The sequence below is a fragment of the Geodermatophilus arenarius genome (assembly GCF_042654585.1).
GTDB classification, from domain to species: Bacteria; Actinomycetota; Actinomycetes; order Mycobacteriales; family Geodermatophilaceae; genus Geodermatophilus; species Geodermatophilus arenarius.
In genome coordinates this window covers 24,755-50,550 of the sequence record NZ_JBHSGR010000005.1, presented here as the reverse complement: position 1 = coordinate 50,550, position 25,796 = coordinate 24,755, and the positions used below count along the sequence as shown (strand labels likewise).

At 74.9% G+C, this 25,796-nt stretch carries 21 protein-coding genes and 1 pseudogene; 16 read left to right on the top strand and 6 right to left on the bottom strand.

Annotated features, from left to right (window positions below; genetic code table 11):
* Nucleotides 1-177: 177 nt before the first annotated feature.
* On the top strand, nt 178-1,497 hold the full coding sequence (locus tag ACFO3M_RS06165; protein ID WP_387987590.1) for a hemolysin family protein: 1,320 nt from the start codon (nt 178-180) through the stop codon (nt 1,495-1,497).
* 6 nt (nt 1,498-1,503) lie between these two features.
* On the opposite strand, the gene galE is transcribed toward ACFO3M_RS06165, so the two are convergent.
* The gene (gene galE / locus ACFO3M_RS06160; RefSeq protein WP_387987588.1) at nt 1,504-2,460 is read right to left on the bottom strand and encodes a UDP-glucose 4-epimerase GalE; all 957 of its coding nucleotides are present in this window, start codon (nt 2,458-2,460) and stop codon (nt 1,504-1,506) included.
* Nucleotides 2,461-2,502: 42 nt separating this feature from the next.
* Here galE and hisC point away from each other — a divergent pair, with 42 nt between their 5' ends.
* The 4 genes and pseudogenes from hisC to ACFO3M_RS06140 all read left to right on the top strand — a co-directional run.
* Nucleotides 2,503-3,639 carry a histidinol-phosphate transaminase gene (hisC, locus tag ACFO3M_RS06155; protein WP_387987586.1) on the top strand — a complete coding sequence of 379 codons (1,137 nt, stop codon included), beginning with the start codon at nt 2,503-2,505 and terminating at the stop codon, nt 3,637-3,639.
* A gap of 15 nt (nt 3,640-3,654) precedes the next feature.
* The gene (trpS, locus tag ACFO3M_RS06150) at nt 3,655-4,674 is read left to right on the top strand and encodes a tryptophan--tRNA ligase (RefSeq protein WP_387987584.1); all 1,020 of its coding nucleotides are present in this window, start codon (nt 3,655-3,657) and stop codon (nt 4,672-4,674) included.
* The gene (locus tag ACFO3M_RS06145) at nt 4,671-5,240 is read left to right on the top strand and encodes a 2'-5' RNA ligase family protein (RefSeq protein WP_387987582.1); all 570 of its coding nucleotides are present in this window, start codon (nt 4,671-4,673) and stop codon (nt 5,238-5,240) included. The genes trpS and ACFO3M_RS06145 overlap by 4 nt, the downstream gene beginning before the upstream one ends.
* A 222-nt stretch (nt 5,241-5,462) precedes the next feature.
* Nucleotides 5,463-6,149, top strand: a pseudogene (locus ACFO3M_RS06140) (YihY/virulence factor BrkB family protein); the annotation flags it as partial.
* 34 nt (nt 6,150-6,183) lie between these two features.
* On the opposite strand, the gene ACFO3M_RS06135 reads toward ACFO3M_RS06140, so the two are convergent.
* Nucleotides 6,184-7,515 (bottom strand): D-alanyl-D-alanine carboxypeptidase family protein, encoded by a 1,332-nt coding sequence (locus ACFO3M_RS06135; RefSeq protein WP_387987580.1) that lies wholly within the window; start codon nt 7,513-7,515, stop codon nt 6,184-6,186.
* 247 nt (nt 7,516-7,762) lie between these two features.
* On the opposite strand from ACFO3M_RS06135, the gene ACFO3M_RS06130 reads away from it, so the two are divergent.
* The 10 genes from ACFO3M_RS06130 (at nt 7,763) to ACFO3M_RS06085 (ending at nt 19,454) form a co-directional block, all read left to right on the top strand.
* Nucleotides 7,763-8,827 (top strand): BMP family lipoprotein, encoded by a 1,065-nt coding sequence (locus tag ACFO3M_RS06130; protein ID WP_387987578.1) that lies wholly within the window; start codon nt 7,763-7,765, stop codon nt 8,825-8,827.
* 234 nt (nt 8,828-9,061) lie between these two features.
* Nucleotides 9,062-10,630: an ABC transporter ATP-binding protein gene (locus ACFO3M_RS06125; protein ID WP_387987576.1), complete on the top strand. Its 1,569-nt coding sequence runs from the start codon at nt 9,062-9,064 to the stop codon at nt 10,628-10,630.
* Nucleotides 10,627-11,838 (top strand): ABC transporter permease, encoded by a 1,212-nt coding sequence (locus ACFO3M_RS06120; RefSeq protein WP_387987574.1) that lies wholly within the window; start codon nt 10,627-10,629, stop codon nt 11,836-11,838. The genes ACFO3M_RS06125 and ACFO3M_RS06120 overlap by 4 nt, the downstream gene beginning before the upstream one ends.
* Nucleotides 11,835-13,112: an ABC transporter permease gene (locus tag ACFO3M_RS06115; RefSeq protein WP_387987572.1), complete on the top strand. Its 1,278-nt coding sequence runs from the start codon at nt 11,835-11,837 to the stop codon at nt 13,110-13,112. The genes ACFO3M_RS06120 and ACFO3M_RS06115 overlap by 4 nt, the downstream gene beginning before the upstream one ends.
* Nucleotides 13,113-13,529, top strand: a complete 417-nt coding sequence (locus ACFO3M_RS06110; protein ID WP_387987570.1) for a cytidine deaminase — start codon at nt 13,113-13,115, stop codon at nt 13,527-13,529.
* Nucleotides 13,529-14,809: a thymidine phosphorylase gene (locus tag ACFO3M_RS06105; protein ID WP_387987568.1), complete on the top strand. Its 1,281-nt coding sequence runs from the start codon at nt 13,529-13,531 to the stop codon at nt 14,807-14,809. The genes ACFO3M_RS06110 and ACFO3M_RS06105 overlap by 1 nt, the downstream gene beginning before the upstream one ends.
* Nucleotides 14,810-14,964: 155 nt before the next feature.
* On the top strand, nt 14,965-15,873 hold the full coding sequence (locus ACFO3M_RS06100; RefSeq protein WP_387987566.1) for an ABC transporter ATP-binding protein: 909 nt from the start codon (nt 14,965-14,967) through the stop codon (nt 15,871-15,873).
* Nucleotides 15,870-16,697, top strand: coding sequence for an ABC transporter permease (locus ACFO3M_RS06095; RefSeq protein WP_387987564.1), 828 nt, complete (start codon nt 15,870-15,872; stop codon nt 16,695-16,697). The genes ACFO3M_RS06100 and ACFO3M_RS06095 overlap by 4 nt, the downstream gene beginning before the upstream one ends.
* A 9-nt stretch (nt 16,698-16,706) precedes the next feature.
* A complete protein-coding gene (locus ACFO3M_RS06090) occupies nt 16,707-17,783 on the top strand; it encodes an adenosine deaminase (RefSeq protein WP_387987562.1) in 1,077 nt (358 codons plus the stop codon).
* 225 nt (nt 17,784-18,008) lie between these two features.
* Nucleotides 18,009-19,454, top strand: coding sequence for a DEAD/DEAH box helicase (locus ACFO3M_RS06085; RefSeq protein ID WP_387987560.1), 1,446 nt, complete (start codon nt 18,009-18,011; stop codon nt 19,452-19,454).
* Between the two features lie 287 nt (nt 19,455-19,741).
* Here the strand turns inward: ACFO3M_RS06085 and ACFO3M_RS06080 are convergent, their stop codons facing one another.
* The 4 genes from ACFO3M_RS06080 to deoC are packed head-to-tail and all read right to left on the bottom strand — an operon-like array spanning nt 19,742 to nt 24,610.
* On the bottom strand, nt 19,742-21,265 hold the full coding sequence (locus tag ACFO3M_RS06080; RefSeq protein ID WP_387987558.1) for a hypothetical protein: 1,524 nt from the start codon (nt 21,263-21,265) through the stop codon (nt 19,742-19,744).
* 35 nt (nt 21,266-21,300) lie between these two features.
* Entirely contained in the window at nt 21,301-22,167 is an 867-nt protein-coding gene (locus ACFO3M_RS06075) for an aldehyde dehydrogenase family protein (RefSeq protein ID WP_387987557.1), read from the bottom strand.
* Entirely contained in the window at nt 22,164-23,615 is a 1,452-nt protein-coding gene (locus ACFO3M_RS06070; protein WP_387987555.1) for an aldehyde dehydrogenase family protein, read from the bottom strand. The genes ACFO3M_RS06075 and ACFO3M_RS06070 overlap by 4 nt, the downstream gene beginning before the upstream one ends.
* Complete coding sequence (deoC, locus tag ACFO3M_RS06065) at nt 23,615-24,610, bottom strand: deoxyribose-phosphate aldolase (protein WP_387987553.1); 996 nt, start codon at nt 24,608-24,610, stop codon at nt 23,615-23,617. Before deoC ends, ACFO3M_RS06070 begins: the two co-directional genes overlap by 1 nt.
* An 81-nt stretch (nt 24,611-24,691) precedes the next feature.
* On the opposite strand from deoC, the gene ACFO3M_RS06060 reads away from it, so the two are divergent.
* Nucleotides 24,692-25,795 (top strand): calcium:cation antiporter, encoded by a 1,104-nt coding sequence (locus ACFO3M_RS06060; protein ID WP_387987551.1) that lies wholly within the window; start codon nt 24,692-24,694, stop codon nt 25,793-25,795.
* The last annotated feature ends 1 nt before the right edge of the window (nt 25,796 follow it).

Genomic DNA, 25,796 nt, shown 5'->3' with positions numbered 1-25,796 from the left:
ACTTCGTGCAGAGTAGCCGTAGCCGGAGGTCACCCGGGAGGGTGACGTGACCGAGGTCACACGGAGGTCGCGCCGGGGGTCGTGGGGGACGTCTCCCGGGGCGCGCGGTGGGTTTCGGGTCCCCGTCCGGGCAGCATGGACGGACCACCACCCCGAGACACGAGGAGCGCGCCGCCGGTGAGCGACGTCTGGCTCGACATCGTCATGGTCGTCGTCTTCGTGCTGATCGGCGGCGTGTTCGCCGGTGCGGAGATCGCGCTCGTGTCCCTGCGCGAGGCCCAGGTCCGGGTGTTGTCGGAGCGGGGCCGCCGCGGCCGCGCGCTGGCCCGGCTGCTCGGCGACCCCAACCGCTTCCTCGCCGCGGTCCAGGTCGGCGTCACCCTCGCCGGCTTCCTGTCCGCCGCCTTCGGTGCCAGCACCCTGGCCGAGCCGTTCAGCGACTGGCTGGTGCGCCGCGGCCTCCGCGAGGGCGTCGCCGACCCGCTGGCCCTGGTGCTGGTCACCGTCGCGATCAGCTACGTGTCCCTGGTCGTGGGGGAACTGACCCCCAAGCGGCTCGCACTGCAGCGCGCCGAGGGCTTCTCGCTGCTCGTCGCCCGGCCGCTGAACACCATCGCCCGGCTGTCCCGCCCGGTCATCTGGCTGCTGTCGGCGTCGACGAACGTGCTGGTCCGGTTGCTCGGCGGGGACCCGAAGGCCAGCGGTGAGGCGATCAGCCAGGAGGAGCTGCGCGACCTCGTCGCCGCGCACGAGTCGCTGTCCAGCGACGAGCGGAGGCTCATCGACGAGGTCTTCCGCGCCGGCGACCGCGAGGTGCGCGAGGTCATGACCCCGCGCACCGAGGTCGAGTTCCTCGACGCCTCGACGACGGTCAGCCGCGCCGCGCGGCAGGTCGCGGAGTCCGGCTGGTCGCGCTACCCGGTCGCCGGCCGCGACCAGGACGACGTCGTCGGGTTCGTGCACGTGCGCGACCTGCTGTTCCCCACGCACCCGGCCGGGCGCGCGGCGACCGTGGGCGACCTCGCCCGCGAGGTGAAGCGGCTGCCCGGCACCGCGGGCGTGCTGACGGCGCTGTCGGAGATGCGCCGGGAGAACCAGCACCTGGCGATCGTCGTCGACGAGTACGGCGGCACCGACGGGATCGTCACGCTCGAGGACCTCATCGAGGAGGTCATCGGGGAGATCTACGACGAGTACGACGAGGAGGTCGCCCCCGAGGACGGCGAGGAGCCCGGCGGTCCGCACGACGTCGACGGGCTGCTCAACCTGGACGACTTCGCGCAGGTCACCGGCCTGCGGCTGCCCGAGGGCCCGTACGAGACGGTCGCCGGCTACGTCCTCGCCGAGCTCGGCCGGCTGCCGGACGTCGGCGACGCCGTCGAGGTCGAGGGCCGCACGCTCACCGTCCTCGAGCTCGACGGACGGCGGATCGCCCGCCTGTCGGTCACCCGGGCGCCCGACGTCGAGCCGGCCGGGGAGGACACCCCGGCCGGCTGAGGCCGGTCAGCCCCGCTTCTGCGCGACCTCCCACGCGTCGCGCACGATGCCGGCCAGGTCGGGGTGCCGCGGCGTCCAGCCCAGGTCCGCCCGGATGCGGTCGCTGGAGGCCACCAGCTGCGCCGGGTCACCGGCCCGCCGGTCACCCACCTCCACCGGCACCGGGTGCCCGGTGACCTCGCGGACGGCGTCCACCACCTGCTGCACGGAGAACCCGGTGCCGTTGCCCAGGTTGTAGATCCGGTGCTCGCCCGGCTCCGGGGCGGTCAGCGCGAGCAGGTGCGCGTCGGCGAGGTCGGAGACGTGGATGTAGTCGCGGATGCAGGTGCCGTCCGGCGTCGGGTAGTCCTCGCCGTAGATCGTCATCGCCTCGCGCTTCCCGGCCGCCACCTGCAGCGCGATCGGGATGAGGTGGGTCTCGGTGGTGTGCCGCTCGCCCAGGCCGTACGCGGCGCCGGCCACGTTGAAGTACCGCAGGCTCACCGCGGCGAAGTCGTAGGCGGTCGCGTACGAGGTCAGCATCGCGTCGACGGCGAGCTTCGTGGCGCCGTAGGTGTTGGTCGGCCGCGTCTGCGCGTCCTCGCGGATCGGCACCTGCTCGGGCTCGCCGTAGGTGGCGGCGGTGGAGGAGAAGACGATCCGCCGGCAGTCGACCGCCCGCATCGCCTCGAGCAGCGCCAGCGACCCGCCGACGTTGTGCTCCCAGTAGATCTCCGGCCTGACCTGCGACTCGCCGACCAGGCTCTTCGCCGCGAAGTGCAGCACCGCCTCCGGCCGCACCTCGGCCAGCACCGGCGCCGAGTCCTGCAGCGTGGCCCGCACGAACCGGGCGCCCTCGGGCACCGCGTCGGCGTGCCCGGTCGACAGGTCGTCGAGCACGGTGACCTCGTGGCCGCCCTCGAGGAGGGCGGCGGTGACTACGCTGCCGATGTAGCCGGCCCCACCGGCGACGAGAACGCGCATGGGGCCACCCTAGGAGCCGTCGCCCGGGAGGACCTGTCCGTGGTGAGCGCACGTCCGGCGGTGCAGGCGCTGCCGGCCTACAAGCCCGGCCGCAACCCGGCCGACCTGGCGCGCGAGCTCGGCGTCGACCGCGCCGTGAAGCTGGCCAGCAACGAGGTGCCCTTCCCGCCGCTGCCGGCGGTCGTGCGGGCACTGGCGGAGACGGCGGGGGAGACCCACCGGTACCCCGACAACGGGGCCGCCGTCCTCACCGCCGCGCTGGCGGAGCACTACGGCGTCGACCCGGCGCAGGTGGTCCCCGGCTGCGGTGCGGTCATGCTCTGCCAGCAGCTCGCCCAGGCCTTCAACGACCCCGGGACGGCGATCGCCTTCGCCTGGCGCTCGTTCGAGATGTACCCGCTGCTGGCACAGGTCGCCGGCGCGCGCGGCGTCCAGGTGCCGCTGGTGCCCTCGGTCCCCGGCGGTGCCCCCGACACCCACGACCTCGACGCGCTGGCCGCCGCGGTGGACGACGACACCCGACTGCTGTTCGTGTGCAACCCCAACAACCCGACCGGCACCGCGGTCCGGCGGGCGGAGCTCGAGCGGTTCCTCGACCGGGTGCCCGGCACGGTGCTGGTCGTGCTCGACGAGGCCTACCGCGAGTTCGTCACCGACCCCGACGTGCCCGACGGCCTGGAGCTGATGCGCGGGCGCCCGAACGTCGCGGTGCTGCGCACGTTCTCCAAGGCCTGGGGCCTGGCCGGCCTGCGGGTCGGCTACCTGGTCGCGGAGGACCCCGCCGTCGCCGACGCCGTCCGCCGCACGCACGTGCCGTTCAGCGTCTCGGTGCTCGCCCAGGCCGCCGCCGTCGCCGCGCTCGGCAGCCAGGACGAGGTCCGCCGCCGCGTGGCCGCCGTCGTCGCCGAGCGCGACCGGCTCACCGCGGCCCTGCGCGGGCGCGGCCTGGCGGTGCCCGACAGCCAGGCCAACTTCGTGTGGCTGCCGCTGGGAGAGCCGTCCGCCGCGACCGCCGCGGCGCTGGAGGCCCGCGGCGTCATCACCCGGCCGTTCGCCGGCGAGGGGATCCGGGTGACCGTCGGCACGCCCGAGGAGGACGCCCTGTTCCTCGCCGCGCTCGACGACGTGCTCGCCGTCACGACCCCCGACACGGTGCGCCCCGGCGCGCCGGTCGCCTAGCGCCCGGCTGGTTTGATGGCCGTCGTGCCTCTTCCCCGTGTCCTGTCCGGCATCCAGCCGACGGCGGGCTCCTTCCACCTCGGCAACCACCTCGGTGCGCTCCGCCAGTGGGTCGCGCTGCAGGAGACGACCGAGGCCTTCTACTGCGTCGTCGACCTGCACGCGATCACGCTGCCGCAGGACCCCGAGGAGCTGCGCCGGAACACCCTGGTCTCGGCCGCCCAGCTGCTGGCCCTCGGCGTCGACCCGCAGCGCAGCACGCTGTTCGTGCAGAGCCACGTGCCCCAGCACCTGCAGCTGTCGTGGGTGCTCGAGTGCCTCACCGGCTTCGGCGAGGCCGGCCGGATGACGCAGTTCAAGGACAAGAGCCAGCGCGAGGGCACCGCCTCGGCCTCGGTCGGGCTGTTCACCTACCCGGTCCTCCAGGCCGCCGACATCCTCGTCTACCAGGCCGACCAGGTGCCGGTGGGTGAGGACCAGCGCCAGCACCTGGAGCTGACCCGGGACCTCGCCACCCGCTTCAACAGCCGCTTCGGCGAGACCTTCACCCTGCCGGAGACCCTCGTCCCGGCCGGCGGCGCGCGGATCATGGACCTGCAGTCGCCGGACAAGAAGATGAGCAAGAGCCTGCCGCCGGCCGGCTGCGTGTTCCTGCTCGACGACCCGAAGGTGACGGCGAAGAAGATCCGCTCGGCGGTCACCGACACCGGCCGGGAGATCGTGGCCGACCCGGTCAACAAGCCCGGGGTCACCAACCTGCTGGCCATCCACAGCGCGCTGTCGGGCACGCCGGTCGCGGAGCTCGAGGAGCGCTTCGCCGGGCGCGGCTACGGCGACCTGAAGAAGGAGCTCGCCGAGGTCGTCGCCGAGTTCGTGACGCCGGTCCGCGAGCGCACCAACGAGCTGCTCGACGACCGCGCCGAGCTCGAGCGGCTGCTGGCCGCCGGTGCCGCCCGGGCGCGCGAGGTGGCCGCGGGGACCGTCCGCGCGGTCTACGAGCGGGTCGGCTTCCTGGCACCGGTGGTGGAGTCGTGAACGACGACACCTTCGTCCCGCGCAGCCGTGTGGCGCCGCCGGAGACCGCCGTCGTCGGGGTCCTGGTGCCGATCCCCGAGCCGTGGGCGCAGCTGCTGACCGACTGGCGCGCCAAGGTGGGCGACCCGCAGGCGGGCTTCGTGCCGCCGCACGTCACGCTGCTGCCGCCCACCGAGGTGCCCTGCGTCGAGCGGGCGGCCATCACCGAGCACCTGGGGCGCGTCGCCGCGGCGCACCCGCCCTTCGACATGCACCTGTCGGGCACCGGCACGTTCACGCCGGTCTCGGACGTCGTGTTCGTCGCCGTCGCGCGCGGCATCGGCAACTGCGAGCTGCTGGCCACCGACGTCCGGTCCGGCCCGCTGGCCCGCTCGCTGACCTACCCGTACCACCCGCACGTGACCGTGGCCCACGACGTGCCGGGCGACATGCTCGAGCTGGCCTACACCGGCCTCGGCGACCTCTCCGCGGAGTTCCGCGTCACCTCGTTCACCGAGTTCGAGCAGACCCCGGAGGGCACCTGGGCGGTCGCCCGCGAGTACCCGCTCACCGGCCCGCCGCACTAGGCCCCCGCGCGGCACCCCCTGCCAGGGACCAGACTCGGACCGGTGGGTGGACCCCGGGACGGACGGCCGCGCGCCGCCGACGTCGTCCGCGCGCCCTGGTCCCGCATCGCCGGCCTCGGCTCCCGGATCACCGCCGTCGTCGACGCCCAGCGCCGCCGCCGGCCCTGGTTCGACCACCTGGCCCGCGCCGGCGGGCGCTACACCCGGACCCAGGGCGACCTCATGGCCGCCGGCGTCACCTACTTCGTGTTCCTCGGGCTGTTCCCGGTGCTGCTGCTGGTCGCGTCGGTCATCGCGCTGGTGCTCTCCGGGGACGCGCTGCTGCAGAAGGAGCTCTACGGCGCCATCCGCGACGCGTTCCCCGACGAGACCGGGGAGCAGATCGTCCGGGAGCTGCGCTCGGCCGTCAGCGCGGCCGGCCTCACCGGCCTGATCGGCGTCGCGGGCTTCCTCTACGCCGGGCTGCGTGCGATGGACAAGCTGCGGATCGGCATGGAGCGCATCTGGAAGGGGACGGTCGACGAGCCGGAGTTCTGGCGGGACAACCTCGCCGACCTCGTCGCGCTGGTCGCCCTCGGCGCGGCCGGGCTGGCCAGCATCGGCCTGACCGGGTTCGCCACCCAGGCCGCCGACGGCGTCCTGACGGTCTTCGGCGTCGAGGACGCGCCCGGCTGGGGCGCCGTCAGCAGCGTGCTCGGCATCGTGCTCGCCTTCACCGGCGACGTCCTGGTGTTCCTGTGGCTGCTGCGGGTGGTGCCCTCGACGTCGCACCCGCTGCGGCTGCTGCTGCCCGGTGCGCTCTTCGGCGCGGCCGGCTTCGAGCTGATGAAGCTGGCCGGCAGCCTCTACCTGTCCCTGATCTCCGGCAGCGTCACCTCGTCGGCGTTCGGCGGCGCGGTCGGCATCCTCGTCTGGATCAACCTCGTGGCCCGCTTCGCGTTCTTCACCGCAGCGTGGACGGCGACCCTCCCGGCCCTGGAGCGGACGGTCCCGACCGCCCCGGAGGTCCCCGCCGGTCCCGAGCGCCCCGCCGGGCCTGTGGACCCGCCGGTCCCCGCGGAGCCCGGCGCACCGCCCGCCGCCGGCCGATGAGCGTCGCGGCCACCACCGCGACCGCCGCCGCGCCGAGCGCCACCGCGCCCAGGGCCGGCGGGCCGTCGTCGGCCGGGGGAGCCGGGTCCGCCGGGCCGGCGGCGACCTCCGCCGGCCCGGCGGGGGAGGGGGCGGCGGTCGTCGTCGGCTCGGGAGGGACGACGTCGGCGGCGGAGTCGACCAGGGTGCCGACGCTGCCCAGCGACGGCGGCACCGTGAAGCCCCAGTCGAGCAGCAGCGCGGCCTGGTCGGAGGCCCGGCGCGGCACGTTCTCGGTGCCCATGACGCTGACCACCAGCCGCCGCCCGTCGCGCTCGGCGGCGGTGACGAAGGTGTGCCGGGCGGCGTCGGTGAAGCCGGTCTTGCCGCCCAGGGTCCCCGGGTAGCCGGCCAGCGGGTTCTCGTTCTGGATCTGGAAGCCGGGCGAGCGGCCCTCGACGCCGGGCATCTGCGCCGTCGGCGTCAGCAGGATCCCGGCGGTGAACGGGTCGGCGACCAGCGCCCGGAAGAACAGCGCGAGGTCGTAGGGCGAGGAGGACTGGCCGGCGACGTCGAGGCCCGACGGCGAGCCCGCGACCGTGTCGAAGGCGCCCATCTCCAGGGCGGTGGCGTTCATCGCGTCCACGGTGGCCGCCGTCCCGCCGAACGCCCGGGCCAGCGCGTTGGCCGCGTCGTTGCCCGACTGCATCACCAGCGCCTGGAACAGCAGCCCGACCGGGTAGTGGCCGCCGACGACGATCCCGACCTTGCTGCCCTCCATCGCCTCGTCCTCGACGGTGCCGGCGACCACCGCCGCCGGGTCCAGCCGGTGGGCCAGGGTGAGCAGCGTCAGCGTCTTGAGCGTGCTCGCCGGGTAGTAGCGGCCGTGCGGGTCGCGGGCGGCCAGGACGTCGCCGGTGCCGGCGTCGGCCACGAGCCACCCGGCCGCGACGACGTCGGCCGGCAGCGGTGGCGCGCCGTCGACGACGACCGTGCCGCGGGTGTCCAGGCCCTCCCCGCCCACGGTGACCCCACCGGGGCCCTCGCCCTGCGGCGGGCCGCCGGGCAGCGGCGCGGTCGGGGTCGGGGCGGCGGGGTCGGCGGTGGGCCGCGCGGGGTCCGGGGCGGCCACCGCCGGGCCGCCCCCGAGGAGGACGGCCAGCACGGCCAGGACGGCCGCGAGCGCACCCCGTCGTCGCCGCACGAGGGGACGCTAGCCCCGGCGGGGGCACCTGCGGGGACCGGGCGCAGTGGCGGGGGCCACGGATCCGGGCCGCTTCACAACGATCCCGTCTCGGTCCGCCGCAGGCATGGCGGCCTGCCCGGAGACCGCGGTTAGCGTGCCGGGGTCGTCCACGTCCGGGCGGCCGCCCGCGGGCGGCCGCGACCAGGACCCACGGGAGCGCCCTCCGCGTCCTGCGCGGGCAGCTCCCTCCAGAGAGGAGATCGTCTTGCGCCGAGCGCGGAAGATGAAGGCCGCAGCGCTGCTGCTGGCCGGCAGCATGGCCCTGGCGGCCTGTGCCAGCGACGAGCCCGCCGCCGGTGGCGGCGGCGAGGGTGGCGGCACCGCCACCGAGGAGCTGCGCGTCGGCCTCGCCTACGACACCGGCGGCCGCGGTGACCGGTCGTTCAACGACTCCGCCTACGCCGGTGCGTCGGCGGCCGTCGAGGCCCTCGGCGGCGAGCTGCAGGAGCTCAGCCCCAACGACGACGCCTCCAACCGCGCCGAGCTGCTCACCCAGCTGGCCGAGCAGGGCTTCAACCCGGTCATCGCCGTCGGCTTCAACTACGACGACGTCATCGCCGAGGTCGCGCCGCAGTTCCCCGACACCACGTTCGCGCAGGTCGACGGGTCCAACGAGGACGGCGCCAAGGGCGACAACGTCACCGGGCTGGTCTTCGCCGAGGAGCAGGGGTCGTTCCTGGCCGGCGTCGCCGCCGCGCTGAAGAGCGAGAGCGCCCACATCGGCTTCGTCGGCGGCGTGGAGAGCCCGCTGATCGAGAAGTTCGAGGCCGGCTACGTGGCCGGTGCCCAGGCGGTCAACCCGCAGATCGTCATCGACCGGCAGTACATCTCGCCGGCCGGTGACTTCAGCGGCTTCAACGACCCGGCCCGCGGCCAGATCGTCGCCCAGGGCATGTACGACGCCGGGGCCGACATCGTCTACCACGCGGCCGGTGGCTCGGGTGTCGGCGTCTTCCAGGCCGCCGCGAGCGCCGGCAAGCGCGCCATCGGCGTCGACTCCGACCAGTACCAGACGGTCGACGACCCGGCGCTGCAGGCCGTGATCATGACCTCGATGCTCAAGCGGGTCGACAACGCGGTGGAGGCGTTCATCAACGAGTTCTCCGAGGGCACCGTGGAGGGCGCTGCCGACGTCCGCTACGACCTGGAGGGCGAGGGCGTGGGCCTGTCCACGTCGGGCGGCTACATCGACGACATCCAGCAGGACATCGACGGGTACGCGCAGCAGATCATCGACGGCACCATCACGGTCCCGACGACGATCGAGTGACCCTCGTGCGGGTCTGCCCGCACGACTGATCCACCCTGCGACGCGGGCCCGGGCGGGAACGCCCGGGCCCGCGGTGCGCCGGGGCCGCCCCGGGCTCGGACGGAGCCCGGTGGGTAGGGCACCATACGCACGGCCCCAGGGCCCCGAAGCCCGGCGCAGCGGCTGATCCCGCGCGCCGGAGCCGTCCGAAGTGACCTCCCGCCCACCGGCGGGCCACAGCGAGGAGATGCCGGCATGGCACCAGCGGACTCGCCAGCAGACAGTCCGGCGGCGGGTGACGTCCCCCTCGCCGTCGAGCTGCGCGGGATCACCAAGCGCTTCCCCGGCGTGGTGGCGAACCGGGACATCGAGCTGCGGGTCCGTCGCGGCGAGGTGCACGCCATCGTGGGCGAGAACGGCGCCGGCAAGTCGACGCTGATGAAGACCCTCTACGGCGAGCACCGCCCCGACGAGGGGCAGGTCCTCGTCGACGGCCGCGAGGTGACCTTCCGCAGCCCGGCCGACGCCATCGCGGCGGGCATCGGCATGGTCCACCAGCACTTCATGCTGGCCGACAACTTCACCGTCCTGGAGAACGTCGTCCTCGGCAGCGAGCCCACCCGGCGCGGCCGGCTGGACCTCGCCGAGGCGCGCCGCCGGATCACCGACATCTCCGACCGCTACTCCCTCGGACTGCGGCCCGACGCGCTGGTCGAGGACCTCGGCGTCGGCGACCGGCAGCGGGTCGAGATCGCCAAGGTCCTCTACCGCAACGCGCGGACCCTGATCCTCGACGAGCCGACCGCCGTGCTCGTGCCGCAGGAGGTCGACGAGCTGTTCGCCAACCTCGCCGAGCTCAAGCGCGAGGGCCTGACGGTCATCTTCATCTCGCACAAGCTCGACGAGGTGCGCCGCGTCGCCGACTCGATCACGGTCATCCGGCGCGGCACCACGGTCGGCACGGCCGACCCGAGGACGACGACGGCCAGGCAGCTGGCCGAGCTGATGGTCGGCGCCGAGCTGCCCACCCCGGAGACCCGCGAGTCCACCGTCCGCGAGACCCCCGTGCTGCAGCTGACCGGCGTCACCGTCACCGACGTGGGGCACCGCCCCGTGGTGGACGACGTCACGCTCACCGTGCGGGAGGGCGAGGTCGTCGGCATCGCCGGGGTCGAGGGCAACGGCCAGGCCGAGCTCGTCGACGCGATCATGGGGCTGCGCCCGCTGGCTGCCGGGTCGGTCGTCCTCGGGACGGAGGACGTCACCGGCTGGAGCACCCGCGCCCGCCGGGAGGCCGGCGTCGGCTTCATCCCCGAGGACCGGCACCGCCAGGGCATGCTGCTGGACGCGCCGCTCTGGGAGAACCGCATCCTCGGCCACCAGACCCGCCCGCCGGCCGTGAAGGGGCCCTTCATCGACCGGCGCGGCGCCCGCGCCGACACCGCGCGGATCATGCGGGAGTACGACGTGCGCGCGCCCGGTCCGGACACGCTGGCCGTCGCCCTCTCCGGCGGCAACCAGCAGAAGCTGATCGTCGGGCGCGAGATGAGCGCCGCGCCGCGGCTGCTGATCGCCGCCCACCCGACCCGCGGCGTCGACGTCGGCGCCCAGTCGGTGATCTGGGAGCTGCTCAAGGACGCCCGCGCGGAGGGACTCGGGATCGTGCTCGTCTCCGCCGACCTCGACGAGCTCATCGGCCTGTCGGACACGCTGCACGTGATGCTCCGCGGCCGGCTGGTGGCCACCCTCGACCCGCGGCGGGTGACCCCCGAGGAGCTCGGCGGGCACATGACCGGCGCGCGGACGACGGCGGGTGCGGCGTGAACGGCGTCCTCCGCCGGGTGGGGCTCTCCCTGCTGGGCCCGGTGCTCGCGGTCCTGGTCGCCCTGGTCATCTCCGCGGTGGTCATCGCCCTCATCGGCCAGAACCCGTTCGAGGCGTTCGGGGTGATGGTCGACCTCGGCACCACCCCCTCGCAGCAGGTGCAGTCGATCGTCGTGATCCTCAACCGGGCGGTGCCGCTGTTCCTCGCCGGGCTGGCCGTCGCGGTCGCGTTCCGGATGGGCCTGTTCAACATCGGCGTCGAGGGTCAGTACCGGCTGGCCACCATCCTGGCCGCCGCGGTCGGCGCGGCCGTCGTGCTGCCGGGCCCGCTGCACGTGCTGCTCGTCGTGGTCGTCGCGATGGTGGTCGGGGCGCTGTGGGCCGGCATCGTCGGCGTGCTCAAGGTGACCCGCGGCGTCAGCGAGGTCATCAGCTCGATCATGCTCAACTTCATCGCGCTGGGCCTGGCGTCGTTCCTGCTGACCGGCCCGCTGCGGGGCAGCCCGCCGGGCGCCTCGATCATCACGACCGCGGAGATCCCCGAGTCCGGCCGCTTCCCGAGCCTCAACGGGCTGCTCACCGGGCTGGGCCTGGCCGCGCCGCGCAGCGGTCTCTACGGCTTCCTGCTGGTCGCGATCGTGGTGGGGGTCGTCGTCGCGGTGCTGATCAAGCGCACCCGCTTCGGGTTCGACCTGCGCGCCACCGGCCTGTCGCCCTCCGCGGCCACCGCCAGCGGCGTCGACGCCCGGCGCATGGTCGTGAAGACCATGCTCATCTCCGGCGCGATCGCCGGCCTGATCGGCCTGCCCGACCTGCTCGGCTCGCAGTACGACTACGGCACCGAGTTCACCGCCGGCCTCGGCTTCCTCGGCATCGCCGTCGCCCTGCTGGGCCGCAGCACCCCGGTGGGCATCGCGCTGGCCGCGCTGCTGTTCGCCTTCCTCGACCGGGCGGCACTGCCCCTGCAGTTCGCCGACATCCCGTCCTCGGTCGTCACGATCATCCAGGGCACGATCGTGCTCGCCGTCGTGATCGCCAACGAGATCGCCCGGCGGCTGGCGCTGCGCTCGGCCGAGCGGGCCGGCGCGTCGGCCGGTCCGGGACCGGACGGCGGCGGGGACGGAGCGGTGCCGCCGCCTCCCGCCCCGGACGGCGGGCAGCAGGTCCGCGCCGGTGCGCCCGGGGACCAGCAGGGAGCACGAGCATGAGCACGACGGCGACGACCCGTACCGGTCAGCCCAGCCGCGGCCCGCTGACCGACCTGCTGACCGGCGGCGGCCCGGCGCGGCGGGTGCTGTGGGTGCTCGTCGGCCTGTGGCTGCTGTTCTCGCTGGTCCGCGTCGTCTCGGGCGAGCAGGAGCTCACCTCGTCCTCGACGCTTCGGGCCGCGCTGCTGCTCGCCGTCCCCATCGGCCTGGCGGCGCTCGGCGGGCTGTGGTCCGAGCGCGCGGGCGTGGTGAACATCGGCCTCGAGGGGATGATGGTCCTCGGCACCTGGGGCGCGGGCTGGGCCGGCTACCAGTGGGGCTGGGCCGGCGCGGTCATCGGCGGCGTGGTCTTCGGCGCGGCCGGCGGTCTGCTGCACGCGGTCGCCACGGTGACGTTCGGCGTCGACCACGTGGTCTCCGGCGTCGCGATCAACATCCTCGCCGAGGGCGTCGTCCGCTTCCTGTCCGAGCTGCTGTTCAACGAGGAGACCGGTGGCGGCCCGACGCAGTCGCCGTCCCTGGCCAGCGACCCGCCGTCGTTCTCGCTGCCGGTGCTGTCCTCGGGACCGGACCTGCTCGGCGACCTGGAACGGCAGCACTGGTTCCTGGTCAGCGACCTGGCCGGCCTGCTGCGCGGGCTGACCAGCGGCGTGGGGCTGCTGACCCTGCTCGCCGTGCTCCTGGTCCCGGTGTCCTACCTGCTGCTGTGGCGGACGGCCTTCGGCCTGCGGCTGCGCTCGTGCGGCGAGAACCCGGCCGCCGCGGACTCCCTGGGCGTGCCGGTCTACCGGCTGAAGTACCTCGCCGTGGTCGTCTCCGGCGCGCTGGCCGGCCTCGGCGGCGTCTTCCTCGTGTTCGTCGCGGGCATCTACCGCGAGGGTCAGACCGGTGGCCGAGGCTTCATCGGCCTGGCCGCCCTGATCTTCGGCAACTGGCGTCCCGGCGGGCTGGCGGCCGGGGCGGGCCTGTTCGGGTTCGCCGACGCGCTGCAACTGCGCAGCCAGACCGCGGTGGTGGCCCTGCTGCTGCTCATCGCCGTCCTCCTCGCCGTCCTGGCGGTCGTGCAGGCGCGGCGCGGCAGGTGGCTGGTCGCCGGGATCGCCGGGGTCTTCGCCGCCGCCTCGCTGGTCGGGTTCCTCACCATCGACCGGCTGCCCGAGGGGATCGTCTTCTTCACCCCGCACCTGACCACGCTGCTGGTGCTGTCGCTGGCGTCCCAACGGCTGCGGATGCCCAAGGCCGACGGGCTGGTCTACCGAAGAGGAGAGCACTAGATGGCGGACGTCGACTGGGACGCGCTGCGCGGCGCGGCCCGGGAGGCCATGACGCACGCCTACGCGCCGTACTCGCGGTTCCCCGTGGGCGTGGCCGGGCTGGTCGACGACGGCCGGGTGGTCACCGGCTGCAACGTCGAGAACGCCAGCTACGGCCTGGGCCTGTGCGCCGAGTGCGGGATGGTCAGCGACCTCGCCCGCACCGGCGGCGGCCGGCTGGTCGCGGTGGCCTGCGTCGGCGGGGACGGGCAGCCGCTCATGCCGTGCGGCCGGTGCCGGCAGCTGCTGTGGGAGCACGGCGGCGCCGACATGCTCATCGAGACGGTGTCGCTGGGCATCGTGCCGATGCGCGAGGTGCTGCCCGACGCCTTCGGCCCCGACGACCTGGTCGCCGCGGCGGAGCGGGGGCAGGGCTGATGGCCGCGTTCGACGCCATCGACGTGCTGCGCGCCAAGCGCGACGGCGACCGGCTCACCGACGAGCAGATCCGCTGGGTGATCGGCGCCTACACCGACGGCACGATCCCCGACGAGCAGATGAGCGCCCTGCTCATGGCGGTGTTCTTCCGGGGCATGTCCGCCGGCGAGCTCTCGGTGTGGACGCAGGCGATGATCGACTCCGGCGAGCGGAAGGACCTGTCCCCGCTGGGCCGGCCGACCGCCGACAAGCACTCCACCGGCGGCGTCGGCGACAAGACCACCCTGCCGCTCGCGCCGCTGGTCGCCGCCTGCGGCGTCGCGGTGCCGCAGCTGTCGGGCCGGGGCCTGGGCCACACCGGCGGCACGCTGGACAAGCTCGAGTCGATCCCCGGCTGGCGGGCCGACGTGCACGAGGATGCCTACCTGCGGCAGCTCGCCGAGGTGGGCGCGGTGATCTGCGCCGCCGGGCACGACCTCGCGCCGGCGGACAAGAAGCTCTACGCGCTGCGCGACGTGACCGCGACGGTCGAGTCGATCCCGCTGATCGCCAGCTCGATCATGAGCAAGAAGATCGCCGAGGGCGCGGACGCGCTGGTGCTCGACGTCAAGACCGGCTCGGGGGCGTTCATGAAGGACCCCGAGTCCTCCCGCGAGCTGGCCCGCACCATGGTCGGCCTCGGCGAGGCGGCCGGGGTGAGCACCGTGGCGCTGGTGACCGCGATGGACCGGCCGCTGGGCCGCGCCGCCGGCAACGCCGTCGAGGTCGCCGAGTCGGTGGAGGTCCTCGCCGGCGGCGGCCCCGCCGACGTCGTCGAGCTGACCCTGGCCCTGGCGCGGGAGATGCTCACCGGCGCCGGGCGCCCCGACGTCGACCCCGCCGACGCGCTGCGCGACGGCCGGGCGATGGACGTGTGGCGGCGGATGGTCGCCGCGCAGGGCGGCGACCCCGACGCGCCGCTGCCGCAGCCGGCGGAGACGCACGTGGTGACCGCCCCGGCCACCGGCACGCTCACCCGCCTGGACGCCTACGCCCTGGGCGTCGCCGCCTGGCGGCTGGGCGCCGGCCGCGCACGCAAGGAGGACCCGGTCTCCGCAGCCGCCGGCGTCACCTGGACGGCGACGGTGGGGGAGCGGGTGACCGAGGGCCAGCCGCTGCTCGAGCTTCACACCGACGACGCCGCGCGCATCCCGCGGGCGCTGGAGGCGCTGGAGGGTGCGCTCGGCGTCGACACCGGCGACGAGCCGCTGCCCCTGCTGATCGACCGCATCTCCGCCTGAGGGGCCCTCCTGCCCCACCCCGGAAGGACCCCGTCCTCCTCACCCCTCGCAGGCTCGGGGTGAGCCTCGGGACGGGGCCGGCGGCGGGCCCCCGCAGGAGGGCCGGACCAGGGCGGTCGGCGCGGGGCCGCGATCGGAGAGGACACTGGGTCCTCGTGACCAGCACGTCCGCGGTACCGACCTCCACCGCCGCCCCGCGCGCCGGGGAGCCCCTCGATCCGGACGCGGCGATCTCCGTCCGCGGGCTGGTGAAGCGCTACGGCACCGCGACCGCCGTCGACGGCCTGGACCTCGACATCCGGCGCGGCGAGATCTTCGCGCTGCTCGGCCCCAACGGCGCCGGCAAGACGACGACGGTCGAGATCTGCGAGGGCTTCCGCGACCGCGACGGCGGCGAGGTGCGGGTGCTCGGCACCGACCCGGCCTCGGGCGGGCGCCGGTGGAAGGCGCAGCTGGGCATCGTGCTGCAGTCCGGCGCCGGGGACAGCCAGCTGACCTGCCGCGAGCTGCTGCGCGCGCAGGCGTCCTACTACCCCGACCCGCGCGACCCCGACGAGGTGCTCGAGCTGGTCGGGCTGACCGGGAAGGCCCGCGCCCGCGGCCGCTCGCTGTCGGGCGGCCAGCGCCGCCGGCTCGACGTCGCGCTCGGCATCGTCGGCCGCCCCTCGCTGCTGTTCCTCGACGAGCCGACCACCGGCTTCGACCCCGAGGCGCGGCGGCAGTTCTGGTCGCTGATCCGCTCGCTGCGCGACCTCGGCACCACGATGCTGCTCACCACCCACTACCTGGACGAGGCCGAGGCGCTGGCCGACCGGGTCGGCGTCATCGCGCACGGGCGGCTGGCCGAGGTCGCCGTCCCCTCGGAGCTGGGCGGCCGCGGGCGTGCGCCGGCGGTGGTCAGCTGGACCGAGGACGGCGTCCGGCACAGCGAGGCCACCGCGACCCCGACGGCGTTCGTCTCCGCGCTGTCCGCCCGCTTCCCCGGCGAGGTGCCCGACCTGGCGGTGGCCCGCCCGACCCTCGAGGACGTGTACCTGCAGATGATCGGGGAGGCCCGCGCGTGAGCGCCGGAACCGTCACCCGGGGGCGGACGGCGCTGCCGTCGCTGCCCGCCGTCTACCGCTCCCGCGCCGGGGTGGAGCTCAAGGAGTTCTTCCGGCAGCGCGAGTCGGTGGTGTTCACCCTCGTCTTCCCCGTGCTGCTGCTCGTGGTGTTCGGCGCGGTGCTCGACTACGACCTCGGCAGCGGGGTCAGCTTCGTCCAGTACTTCCTGGCCGGTGTGATCGCCGCCGGCATCCTCGGGGCCAGCCTGCAGAACATGGCGATCTCGATCGCCACCGAACGCGCCGACGGCACGCTCAAGGGCCTCTACGGCACCCCGATGCCGCGCAGCGCCTACTTCGTCGGCAAGGTCGTGCAGGTCCTCGCCGTCACGGTGCTGATCATCGTGGTCCTGCTGGCGGTCGGGGCGGTCTTCTACGACGTCGACCTGCCCTCGGGCCGCGACTGGCTGACCTTCGCCTGGGTGACCGCGCTCGGCGCCGCGGCGTGCACGCTGCTCGGCATCGCCGTGTCCAGCCTCGCGCGCAACGGCCGGTCGGCGTCGGCCACGGTCACGCCGATCGCCCTGGTGCTGCAGTTCATCTCCGGCGTCTTCTTCCAGTTCAGCCAGGTGCCGGGCTGGATGCAGACGGTCGCGTCGCTGTTCCCGCTCAAGTGGATGGCGCAGGGCCTGCGCTCGGTCTTCCTCCCCGACGCGCTCGCCGCGCAGGAGCCGGCCGGGTCCTGGGAGCTCGGGCGGGTGGCGCTGGTGCTGGCCGTGTGGTGCGCCGCCGGTCTGGTGCTCTGCGTCCTGACCTTCCGCTGGCAGGAGCGCGGCACGAGATAGCGTCGGGTGGTGCCCGCACCACTCGACGCCGACTCGGTCCGCCGCGCGCCCAAGGTCCTCCTGCACGACCACCTCGACGGCGGGCTGCGTCCGCAGACGGTGCTCGAGCTCGCCGACGAGGCGGGCTACCGCGCCCTCCCCGCCCACGACGCGGAGGCGCTGGGGACCTGGTTCCGCGAGGCCGCCGACTCCGGCTCGCTGGTGCGGTACCTGGAGACGTTCGCGCACACCGTCGGGGTGATGCAGCGGCCCGAGGCGGTGCGGCGGGTGGCCCGCGAGTGCGCCCTCGACCTCGCCGCCGACGGCGTCGTGTACGCCGAGGTCCGCATGGCGCCGGAGCTGGTGACGGCGGGCGGCACCCCGATCGAGGAGGCCGTGGAGGCGATCCTCGACGGGTTCGCCGCGGGCAGCACCGAGGCGGCCGCGGCGGGGACGCCGATCACGGTCGGCACGCTGCTGTGCGCGATGCGGCAGGAGGACCGCTGGGAGGAGGTCGCCGGCCTCGTCGTCCGGTACCGGGACGCCGGCGTCGTCGGCTTCGACCTGGCCGGGCCGGAGATCGGCTTCCCGCCGGACCGGATCCCCGGGGCGATCGCGCTGCTCGACCGCGCCGGCGCGCACCGCACCGTCCACGCCGGCGAGGCGGCCGGCGTCGACAGCATCCGGGCCGCGCTGGACGGCGCCCGCGCCGAGCGGCTCGGCCACGGCGTGCGGATCGCCGACGAGGTGCCGATGGAGGGCCCGCTCGGCCCGCTGGCGCGGCGGGTCCTCGACGAGCAGGTGCCGCTGGAGGTCGCGCCGTCGTCGAACGTGCAGACCGGCGCCTACCCCTCGATCGCGCGGCACCCGGTGGGCCGGCTGCACCGGCTGGGCTTCGCCGTCACGGTGAACACCGACAACCGGCTCATGAGCGGCGTCTCGGTGACCAGCGAGCTGACCGACGTCGCCGCCGCCCACGGCTGGGGCTGGGACGACCTCCAGACGGTCACCGAGCGGGCGCTGGCCGCGGCGTTCACCGACGACGCCGAGCGGGCCCGGCTGCTCGACGACGTCGTCCGCCCGGGGTACGCCGCCCTCCGCGGGTGATCACGGCCACCGCCCGCTGCGGAAGGGCGGACCGGCCGCCGCTGTTACCGTGGGTGTGCCGGCACTCGCCGGACATCCTCCCGGACGGTCCGTCCGGGCATGAGCGCATCCGTGCAGATCCGCCGCGTCCCACGACGCCCGCGATCGCCAGTGAGGACGCCGACTGACGGCGCCCGCGCACCACCACGGGACGCGCCCGAGCTGTATCGGAGTCCCCACCCCCGCATGACCACGTCCGACACCGTCGACGTCCAGAGCACCCTCGACACCCCCGCCCCGGCGGGCCCCACGTTCGCCCAGCTGGGCCTGCCCCAGCAGCTGGTGACCGCCCTCGAGCGGCGCGGCATCCGCGCGCCCTTCGCCATCCAGGCCTCCGTCCTGCCCGACGCCCTCACCGGGCGCGACGTGCTGGGCAAGGCGGCGACCGGGTCCGGCAAGACCCTGGCCTTCGGCCTGCCGATGCTCGCCCGCATGGGCCTCACCGCCCGCCGCGGCCCCCGCGCCCCGCGCGCGCTGGTGCTCGTGCCCACGCGCGAGCTCGCCCAGCAGGTCTCCGACAACCTGGCCCCGCTCGGCCAGGCCGTCGGTGCCCAGTTCGCCACCGTCTACGGCGGCGCCTCGATGGGGCGCCAGATCTCCCAGCTGCGCCGCGGCGTCGACGTCGTCGTCGCCACCCCCGGCCGGCTGCAGGACCTGATCGGCCAGCGCGAGGTCACCCTCGCCGACGTCGAGGTCAGCGTCGTCGACGAGGCCGACTTCATGTCCGACCTCGGCTTCCTGCCCGTCGTGCAGGAGCTGCTCGACCAGACCCGTCCCGACGCCCAGCGGCTGCTGTTCTCGGCCACGCTGGACGGCGAGGTGGACACGCTGGTCCGCCGCTACCTGACCGACCCCGCGCGGCACGAGGTCAAGCGCGCCGGCGACGACGCCCCGCCGGCCGAGCACCTGGCCTACAGCGTCGCCTTCCGCGACAAGGTGCCGGTGACCCAGGAGCTGGCCGCGCGGCCGGGCCGCACGATCGTGTTCGCCCGCACCCAGCTCGGCGTCGACCGGCTCACCGAGAACCTGCAGGCCGTCGGCATCAAGGCCGAGGCGATTCACGGCGGGCTGCCGCAGTCGGCCCGCCGGCGGGCGCTCGAGGCGTTCACCGACGCCCGCAGCCCCGTGCTGGTGGCCACCGACGTCGCCGCCCGCGGCATCCACGTCGACGACGTCTCGCTGGTCCTGCACTACGACCCGCCGGCCGACCACAAGACCTACCTGCACCGCTCGGGCCGCACCGCCCGCGCCGGCGCCGGCGGCGTCGTGGTCTCGCTGCTGCTGCCCGACCAGGTCGGTCAGGCCAAGCGGCGGTTCCGGCAGGCGAAGGTGGACCCGCAGGTCGACCGCATCCGGCCGGGCGACGCCCCGATCGCCGAGCTCGTCGCCAGCGGCGTGCCGGTGGAGCCGGTCGAGCGGCCGGCCCGCGAGTCGCGCCGCCCGCACGGCGGCCCCGGCGGCCGGCGTCCGCGCCGCGACGGCGACCGGCGCCGCCGCTCCTACGGCGAAGGCGACCGCGGCCGCCGTGACGACCGGCCGCGCCGGCCCTCCGGCGACCGCGACCGCTACCGCGGCCCCGGCGAGGGCCACCGCGGCGGGCGGTCCGACCGCCCCGCGCCCGCGCGCGACTGACGGAGGACCCCGCGTCCCCCCACCGCTGGCACGCCCGCGGCGGGTCCCTGACGCGGGGCGTTCCAGCACCTCACCACGGCCGGTCCCGGGACTCCCGGGGCCGGCCGCTGTGCTGTTCCGTGGTCGCTCGTGCTCTGCCCCCACCCGTGGGCAGAGCACGAAGGGGAGAGGCGGAGTGCTCCGCTGGACGCTCGTGCTCTGCCCCCACCCGTGGGCAGAGCACGAGCTCACGGCAGGGAGGTCCCGGCGCCCGGCCGTGCCCGGGTGCGGAGCCCGGGGCACGTCCGTCAGTGGCGGAAGACCAGCGCCCCGCCGACCTGGGCGACGACCTCGTCCCAGGCCTCCCGCAGCAGAGCGGCGTCCTCGGCGCGCAGGGTGGCGCCGGGCTCCCGCTCGCCGCGCGCCACCGCCCGGCCCAGCGGCGCGGTGGGGGCGAGCAGCTCGTCGACCCGGGTGAGGCCCGCGTACTCGGCGACGTCGCGCACGCCCTCGACCGGCTGGGCGAACACCCGGTGGTCGACCAGGCCCGCCGCGCCCCCGGCCACCTCGGCGAGCACCTCGGACAGCTCGGTGAGGTCATAGCGGTCCTGCTCGGCCGGCAGCGGCATGACGTCGGTGTCGGCCACCTCGGGCCAGGACGCGATCTCGGTGAGGTCGTGCTGCTCGTCGCCGGCGCAGAACCGGGCGAGGTCGGCCGGGGTGTCGAACAGGTAGACCTCGCCGTCGCGGCCGAGGAACCGGGCGACGTCCTCCACGTAGCAGCGCAGCGTCACGCCGGCGCCCTCGGGGACGACGAGCTCGACCGGGAGGATGCCGACGGCCTCCCAGAACTCCGCCGCCGCGGCGACCGCAGCGGGGGTGGCGGTGATCCGGCTGCCGCCGCGGATGGTGCTCACCCCGGCGGTGGCCGCCTCCGCCGGTGCGGCGGCCACCGCGCCCGCGGCCGGGCGGTCGCCCGAGCCGTCCGGGCCCCGCGCGACGGTGGCCCCCGCGCCGCGGCCGGCGCGCGCGGCCTCGGACGGGTCCTCGTCGGTCAGGTCCTCGTCGGTCAGCTCCTCGTCGGTCAGGTCCTCGTCGTCGGTCAGGTCCTCGTCGGCGGCCGAGGGGTAGGCCTCCAGGGTGGTGGTGCCGGCGCCGGTCCAGTCGAGGTGCGCCGAGAGCTCCTCGAGGACGTCCTCCCACAGCTCGTCGAGCGCGCCGCCGACGCCGATCCAGGCGTCCTCGCCCGAGCGGCCGACGAACGCGTCGACCCCGAGGCCGAGCGACCCGATCTCCGGCCGGGCCACCAGCTCGGCGAGGGAGGGGAACTCGGTCTCCTCGTCGGTGTCCTCGTCGGTGTCCTCGTCGGTGTCCTCGTCGTCGTCCGCGCCGGCCCGCGAGGAGGCCGCGCCGTCCTCGTCGTCGTCCCCGGCGGTGTCCAGGCACTCGGCCAGCCGGCTGACGATGTCGATGGTGGCCGCGAGCTCCTCGACCGCCCACCGGTCCGGGTTCTCGGCGGCGATGTCGTAGACGCCGTCGAGGTCGTAGCGGTGGTCGTCGTCGGGCGTCAGGTCCGCCGCGCCCAGCCCGACCACGACCGGCCAGACCGGGTGGTCGGCGAGGTCGTGGTCGGTGGCGGTGCGGCAGAACGCGGCGAGTGCGGCCGGGGTGGGGAAGAGGTGGACCGTGGCGGTCTCCCCCTCGGAGGTGCCGAGGAAGGCCTGCCACTCCTCGCCGTCCTCCTCCCACGGCGGCGCCCACAGGGTGTAGCCCGTGCGGTCGTCGACGGTGAGGGCGATGGGGACGATGCTGGGCCTGGCCACGGAGCCCATCCTGCCCGGTGCGCCCGGGAGCGCACCCGGGGGTTTCAGACCCCCTTCGGGTGCCACACCGTCTTGGTCTCCAGGAACCGCGTCATCCGGCCGGTGCCGGGGTCGGCGGTCCAGTCCGGCTCCTCCGCCGGCGGGCGCAGCACCCGCTTGATGCTGCCGGCCGCCAGCCGCTCGAGCTCCATGGCCCGGCCGGCGGGCGCGCCGGTCAGGTCGACGGCGTCGACGTCGTCGTGCTCGGCCAGCCAGGGGCCGATCTCGCCGGCGTCGCCGGTGAGCAGGTTGACCACGCCGCCGGGGACGTCGCTGGTGGCCAGCACCTCGCCGAGGGTGACCGCCGGCAGCGGGCGCTCGTGCGAGCTGACGACGACGGCGGTGTTGCCGCCCGCGAGCACCGGCGCCAGCACGCTGACCAGGCCGAGCAGCGACGAGCGCTGCGGGGCGAGGACCGCGACGACGCCGGTCGGCTCCGGCAGGGAGAAGTCGAAGAACGGCCCCGCGACCGGGTTGGCGCTGCCCAGGACGGCGGCCAGCTTGTCGGTCCACCCGGCGTACCAGACCCAGCGGTCGACGGCGGCGTCCACGACGGCGCGGGCGCGGCCGGCCGACAGCCCCTCGCCGGCGGCGACCTCCTCGCAGAACTGCGCGTGCCGGCCCTCCATCACCTCCGCGACCCGGTACAGGACCTGGCCGCGGTTGTAGGCGGTCGCGCGCGACCACTTCCCGAACGCGGCCCGCGCGGCGACCACGGCGTCGCGGGCGTCCTTGCGGGAGGCCAGCGCCGCGTTGGCGAGGAACGCGCCCCTGGCGTCGGTGACCTCGTAGGTGCGGCCGGACTCCGAGCGCGGGAAGGCCCCGTTCACGTACAGCTTGTAGGTCTTGCGGACCGCGAGACGGTCGCTCACCGGGAGCTCTCCTTCAGGTACGCGGCCAGCCCGTGCCGGCCGCCCTCGCGGCCGTAGCCGGACTGCTTGTAGCCGCCGAAGGGCGACGTCGGGTCGAACTGGTTGAACGTGTTGGCCCAGACCACGCCGGCGCGCAGCCGGTCGGCGATCGCGAGGATCCGCGAGCCCTTCTCGGTCCAGATGCCGGCCGACAGCCCGTAGGTGCTGTTGTTGGCCTTGGCCACCGCCTCGTCGGGCGTGCGGAAGGTCAGCACCGACAGCACCGGGCCGAACACCTCGTCGCGGGCGATCCGGTGGGCGGGGGAGACGTCGGTGAACACCGTCGGCGGGAACCAGAAGCCGCGGTCGGGCAGGTCGCAGGCCGGCTGCCAGCGCTGCGCGCCCTCCGCCTCGCCGATCTCCGACAGCTCCCGGATGCGGGCGAGCTGCTCGGCCGAGTTGATCGCGCCGATGTCGGTGTTCTTGTCCAGCGGGTCGCCCACCCGCAGCGTGCCGATCCGCCGCTGCAGCGAGGCGATGACCTCGTCGTGGACCGACTCCTGCACCAGCAGCCGGGAGCCCGCGCAGCAGACGTGGCCCTGGTTGAAGAAGATGCCGCGCACGATGCCCTCGACGGCCTGGTCGATCGGGGCGTCGTCGAAGACGATGTTGGCCGCCTTGCCGCCGAGCTCCAGGGTCAGCGCCTTGCGGGTGCCGGCGACGGCGCGGGCGATCGAGCGGCCGACCTCGGTCGAGCCGGTGAACGCGACCTTGTCGACGTCCTCGTGCTCGACGACGGCCCGGCCGGTGTCGCCGGCGCCGGTGACGACGTTGACCACGCCCGGCGGCAGGTCGGCCTGCCGGCACACCTCGGCGAACAGCAGCGCGGTCAGCGGGGTGGTCTCGGCCGGCTTGAGGACGACGGTGTTGCCGGTGGCCAGCGCCGGGGCGACCTTCCACGCCAGCATCAGCAGCGGGAAGTTCCACGGGATGACCTGGCCGGCCACGCCGTGCGGCCGCGGGTCGGTCCCGAGGCCCGCGTAGGCGAGCTTGTCGGCCCAGCCCGCGTGGTAGAAGAAGTGCGCCGCGGCCAGGGGGACGTCGACGTCGCGGGACTCCCGGATCGGCTTGCCGTTGTCCAGGGACTCCAGGACGGCGAACTCGCGGGCCCGCTCCTGCAGGATCCGCGCGATCCGGAACAGGTACTTGCCGCGGTCGGCCGGGCGCATCGGGCCCCACACGCGGGTGTACGCGCGGCGGGCGGCCCTCACGGCACGGTCGACGTCGGCCTCGGTGCCCACCGCGACCTCGCTGAGCACCTCCTCGGTGGCCGGGTTGACCGTCTTCATGGTCTCGCCGGAGCCGTCGACGAACTCGCCGTCGACGAACAGGCCGTAGGACGGCGCGACGTCGACGATCGACCGGGACTCGGGGGCGGGGGCGTACTCGAACAGGGGGCTGGTGGTCATCAGTCGACGCTCACGTGGTCGGGGCCGGAGTAGTGGCCGGTGCGCAGCTTCTGCCGCTGCAGGAGCAGGTCGTTGAGGAGGCTGGAGGCGCCGAGGCGGAACCAGTCGGGGGACAGCCAGTCGGCGCCGACGGTCTCGTTGACGAGCACCAGGTGCTTGATCGCGTCCTTGGTGGTGCGGATGCCGCCGGCGGGCTTGACGCCGACCTGCCGGCCGGTGGCGGCGCGGAAGTCGCGGACCGCCTCGAGCATCACCAGGCACACCGGCAGGGTGGCCGCGGGGGAGATCTTGCCGGTGGAGGTCTTGATGAAGTCGGCCCCGGCGAGCATCGCCAGCCACGAGGCGCGGCGGGCGTTGTCGTAGGTGACCAGCTCGCCGGTCTCGAGGATGACCTTGAGGTGCGCGTCCCCGCACGCCTCCTTGACCGCGACGACCTCGTCGAACACCTCCAGGTAGCGGCCGGACAGGAACGCGCCCCGGTCGATGACCATGTCGATCTCGTCAGCGCCGTTGCCCACGGCGTCGCGGACGTCGGCGAGCTTGACCTCCCGGCTGGCGCGGCCGCTGGGGAAGGCGGTGGCGACGGCGGCGACGTGGATGCCGGTGCCCGCCAGGGCCTCCCGCGCGACGCCCGCCAGGTCGCCGTAGACGCAGACGGCGGCGACCGACGGGGCGGTCGGGTCCTCGGGGTCGGGGCGGCGGGCCTTGGCGGCCAGCGAGCGGACCTTGCCGGGGGTGTCGGCGCCCTCGAGGGTGGTCAGGTCGACCATCGAGATCGCGGTGTCGATCGCCCAGGCCTTGGCCGTGGTCTTGATCGAGCGGGTGCCGAGGGTGGCGGCGCGCTGCTCGGCCCCCACCTGGTCGACGCCGGGCAGGCCGTGCAGGAAGGCGCGGAGGGCGGCGTCCGAGCGGGTCACGTCGTCGAACGGCGCCCCGGGCCCCGGGCCGGGCCGGGTCCCGGCCGCCAGCGTCCCGGGATCGAGCACGTGGGTCATGCGCCCATCCTCCCAGTGCGATCGGCCACTCCGGGACCGCGGTCACCCGGGGGAGCCGGCCGGGCATGGCAGCGTGGGGACATGGCCACGACGACGACGAGACCGGCCCTGCTGTCCTGGACCACCGTCGCGCCCGTGGCCGCGGTGGTCCTCCTGGCGCTCACCTGGGGAGGGGACCCCGGGGCGCTCGTGGTGGTGGTCGACGCGGTCGCCCTCGTCGGCGCGGTGCTGGCCGCCGTCCACCACGCCGAGGTGGTCGCCCACCGGGTGGGGGAGCCGTTCGGGTCGCTGGTGCTCGCCGTCGCGGTCACCGTGATCGAGGTCGGGCTGATCGTCACGCTGATGGCGTCCGGCGGGCCCGAGGCGGCGTCCCTGCCGCGGGACACGGTGTTCGCCGCGGTGATGATCACCTGCAACGGCATCCTCGGGCTGTCGGTGCTGCTGGGGGCGCTGCGGCACGACGTCGTCGTCTTCAACCGCGAGGGGGCCGGGGCGGCGCTGGCGACCGTGCTCACCCTCGCGGTGATGTGCCTGGTCCTGCCCACCTACACCACGAGCGTCAGCGGGCCGGAGTTCTCGACGGCGCAGCTGACCTTCGCCGCGCTCGCCTCGCTCGTGCTCTACGGCGCGTTCGTGGTCACCCAGACCGTCCGGCACCGCGACTTCTTCCTCCCCGTCCCCGTCGACGGCAGCCGCGACGACGAGGACGAGCACGCCGAGCCGCCGTCGAACCGGACCGCGCTGACCAGCCTCGGGCTGCTGCTGGTGGCGCTGGTCGCCGTCGTCGGGCTGGCGAAGGTGGAGTCGCCCGCCATCGAGGCCGGGGTGGCCGCGATCGGCTTCCCGCAGTCGTTCGTCGGCGTGGTGATCGCGCTGCTCGTGCTGGCCCCCGAGACGCTCGCGGCCGCCAACGCCGCCCGCCGCAACCGGCTGCAGACCAGCCTGAACCTGGCGTTCGGGTCGGCGATGGCGAGCATCGGGCTGACCATCCCGGCGATCGCGGTGGCCTCGATCTGGCTGGACGGGCCGCTGCTGCTCGGGCTCGGCGCCACGCAGATGGTGCTGCTCGCGGTGACCGTCGTCGTCGCGGTGCTCACCGTGGTGCCCGGCCGGGCGACCCGGCTGCAGGGCGTGGTCCACCTGGTCCTGCTGGCCGGCTTCCTGTTCCTGGCCGTCGCGCCCTGAC

Bases quoted from the DNA above. Each gene is read 5' to 3' on its own strand.
- ACFO3M_RS06060 (WP_387987551.1), top strand. From the start codon at position 24,692: ATGGCCACGACGACGACGAGACCGGCCCTGCTGTCCTGGACCACCGTC.
- trpS (WP_387987584.1), top strand. From the start codon at position 3,655: ATGGCCGTCGTGCCTCTTCCCCGTGTCCTGTCCGGCATCCAGCCGACG.
- ACFO3M_RS06115 (WP_387987572.1), top strand. From the start codon at position 11,835: ATGAGCACGACGGCGACGACCCGTACCGGTCAGCCCAGCCGCGGCCCG.
- ACFO3M_RS06070 (WP_387987555.1), bottom strand. From the start codon at position 23,615: ATGACCACCAGCCCCCTGTTCGAGTACGCCCCCGCCCCCGAGTCCCGG.
- ACFO3M_RS06085 (WP_387987560.1), top strand. From the start codon at position 18,009: ATGACCACGTCCGACACCGTCGACGTCCAGAGCACCCTCGACACCCCC.
- ACFO3M_RS06125 (WP_387987576.1), top strand. From the start codon at position 9,062: ATGGCACCAGCGGACTCGCCAGCAGACAGTCCGGCGGCGGGTGACGTC.
- ACFO3M_RS06110 (WP_387987570.1), top strand. From the start codon at position 13,113: ATGGCGGACGTCGACTGGGACGCGCTGCGCGGCGCGGCCCGGGAGGCC.
- ACFO3M_RS06080 (WP_387987558.1), bottom strand. From the start codon at position 21,265: ATGGGCTCCGTGGCCAGGCCCAGCATCGTCCCCATCGCCCTCACCGTC.
- ACFO3M_RS06105 (WP_387987568.1), top strand. From the start codon at position 13,529: ATGGCCGCGTTCGACGCCATCGACGTGCTGCGCGCCAAGCGCGACGGC.
- deoC (WP_387987553.1), bottom strand. From the start codon at position 24,610: ATGACCCACGTGCTCGATCCCGGGACGCTGGCGGCCGGGACCCGGCCC.
- galE (WP_387987588.1), bottom strand. From the start codon at position 2,460: ATGCGCGTTCTCGTCGCCGGTGGGGCCGGCTACATCGGCAGCGTAGTC.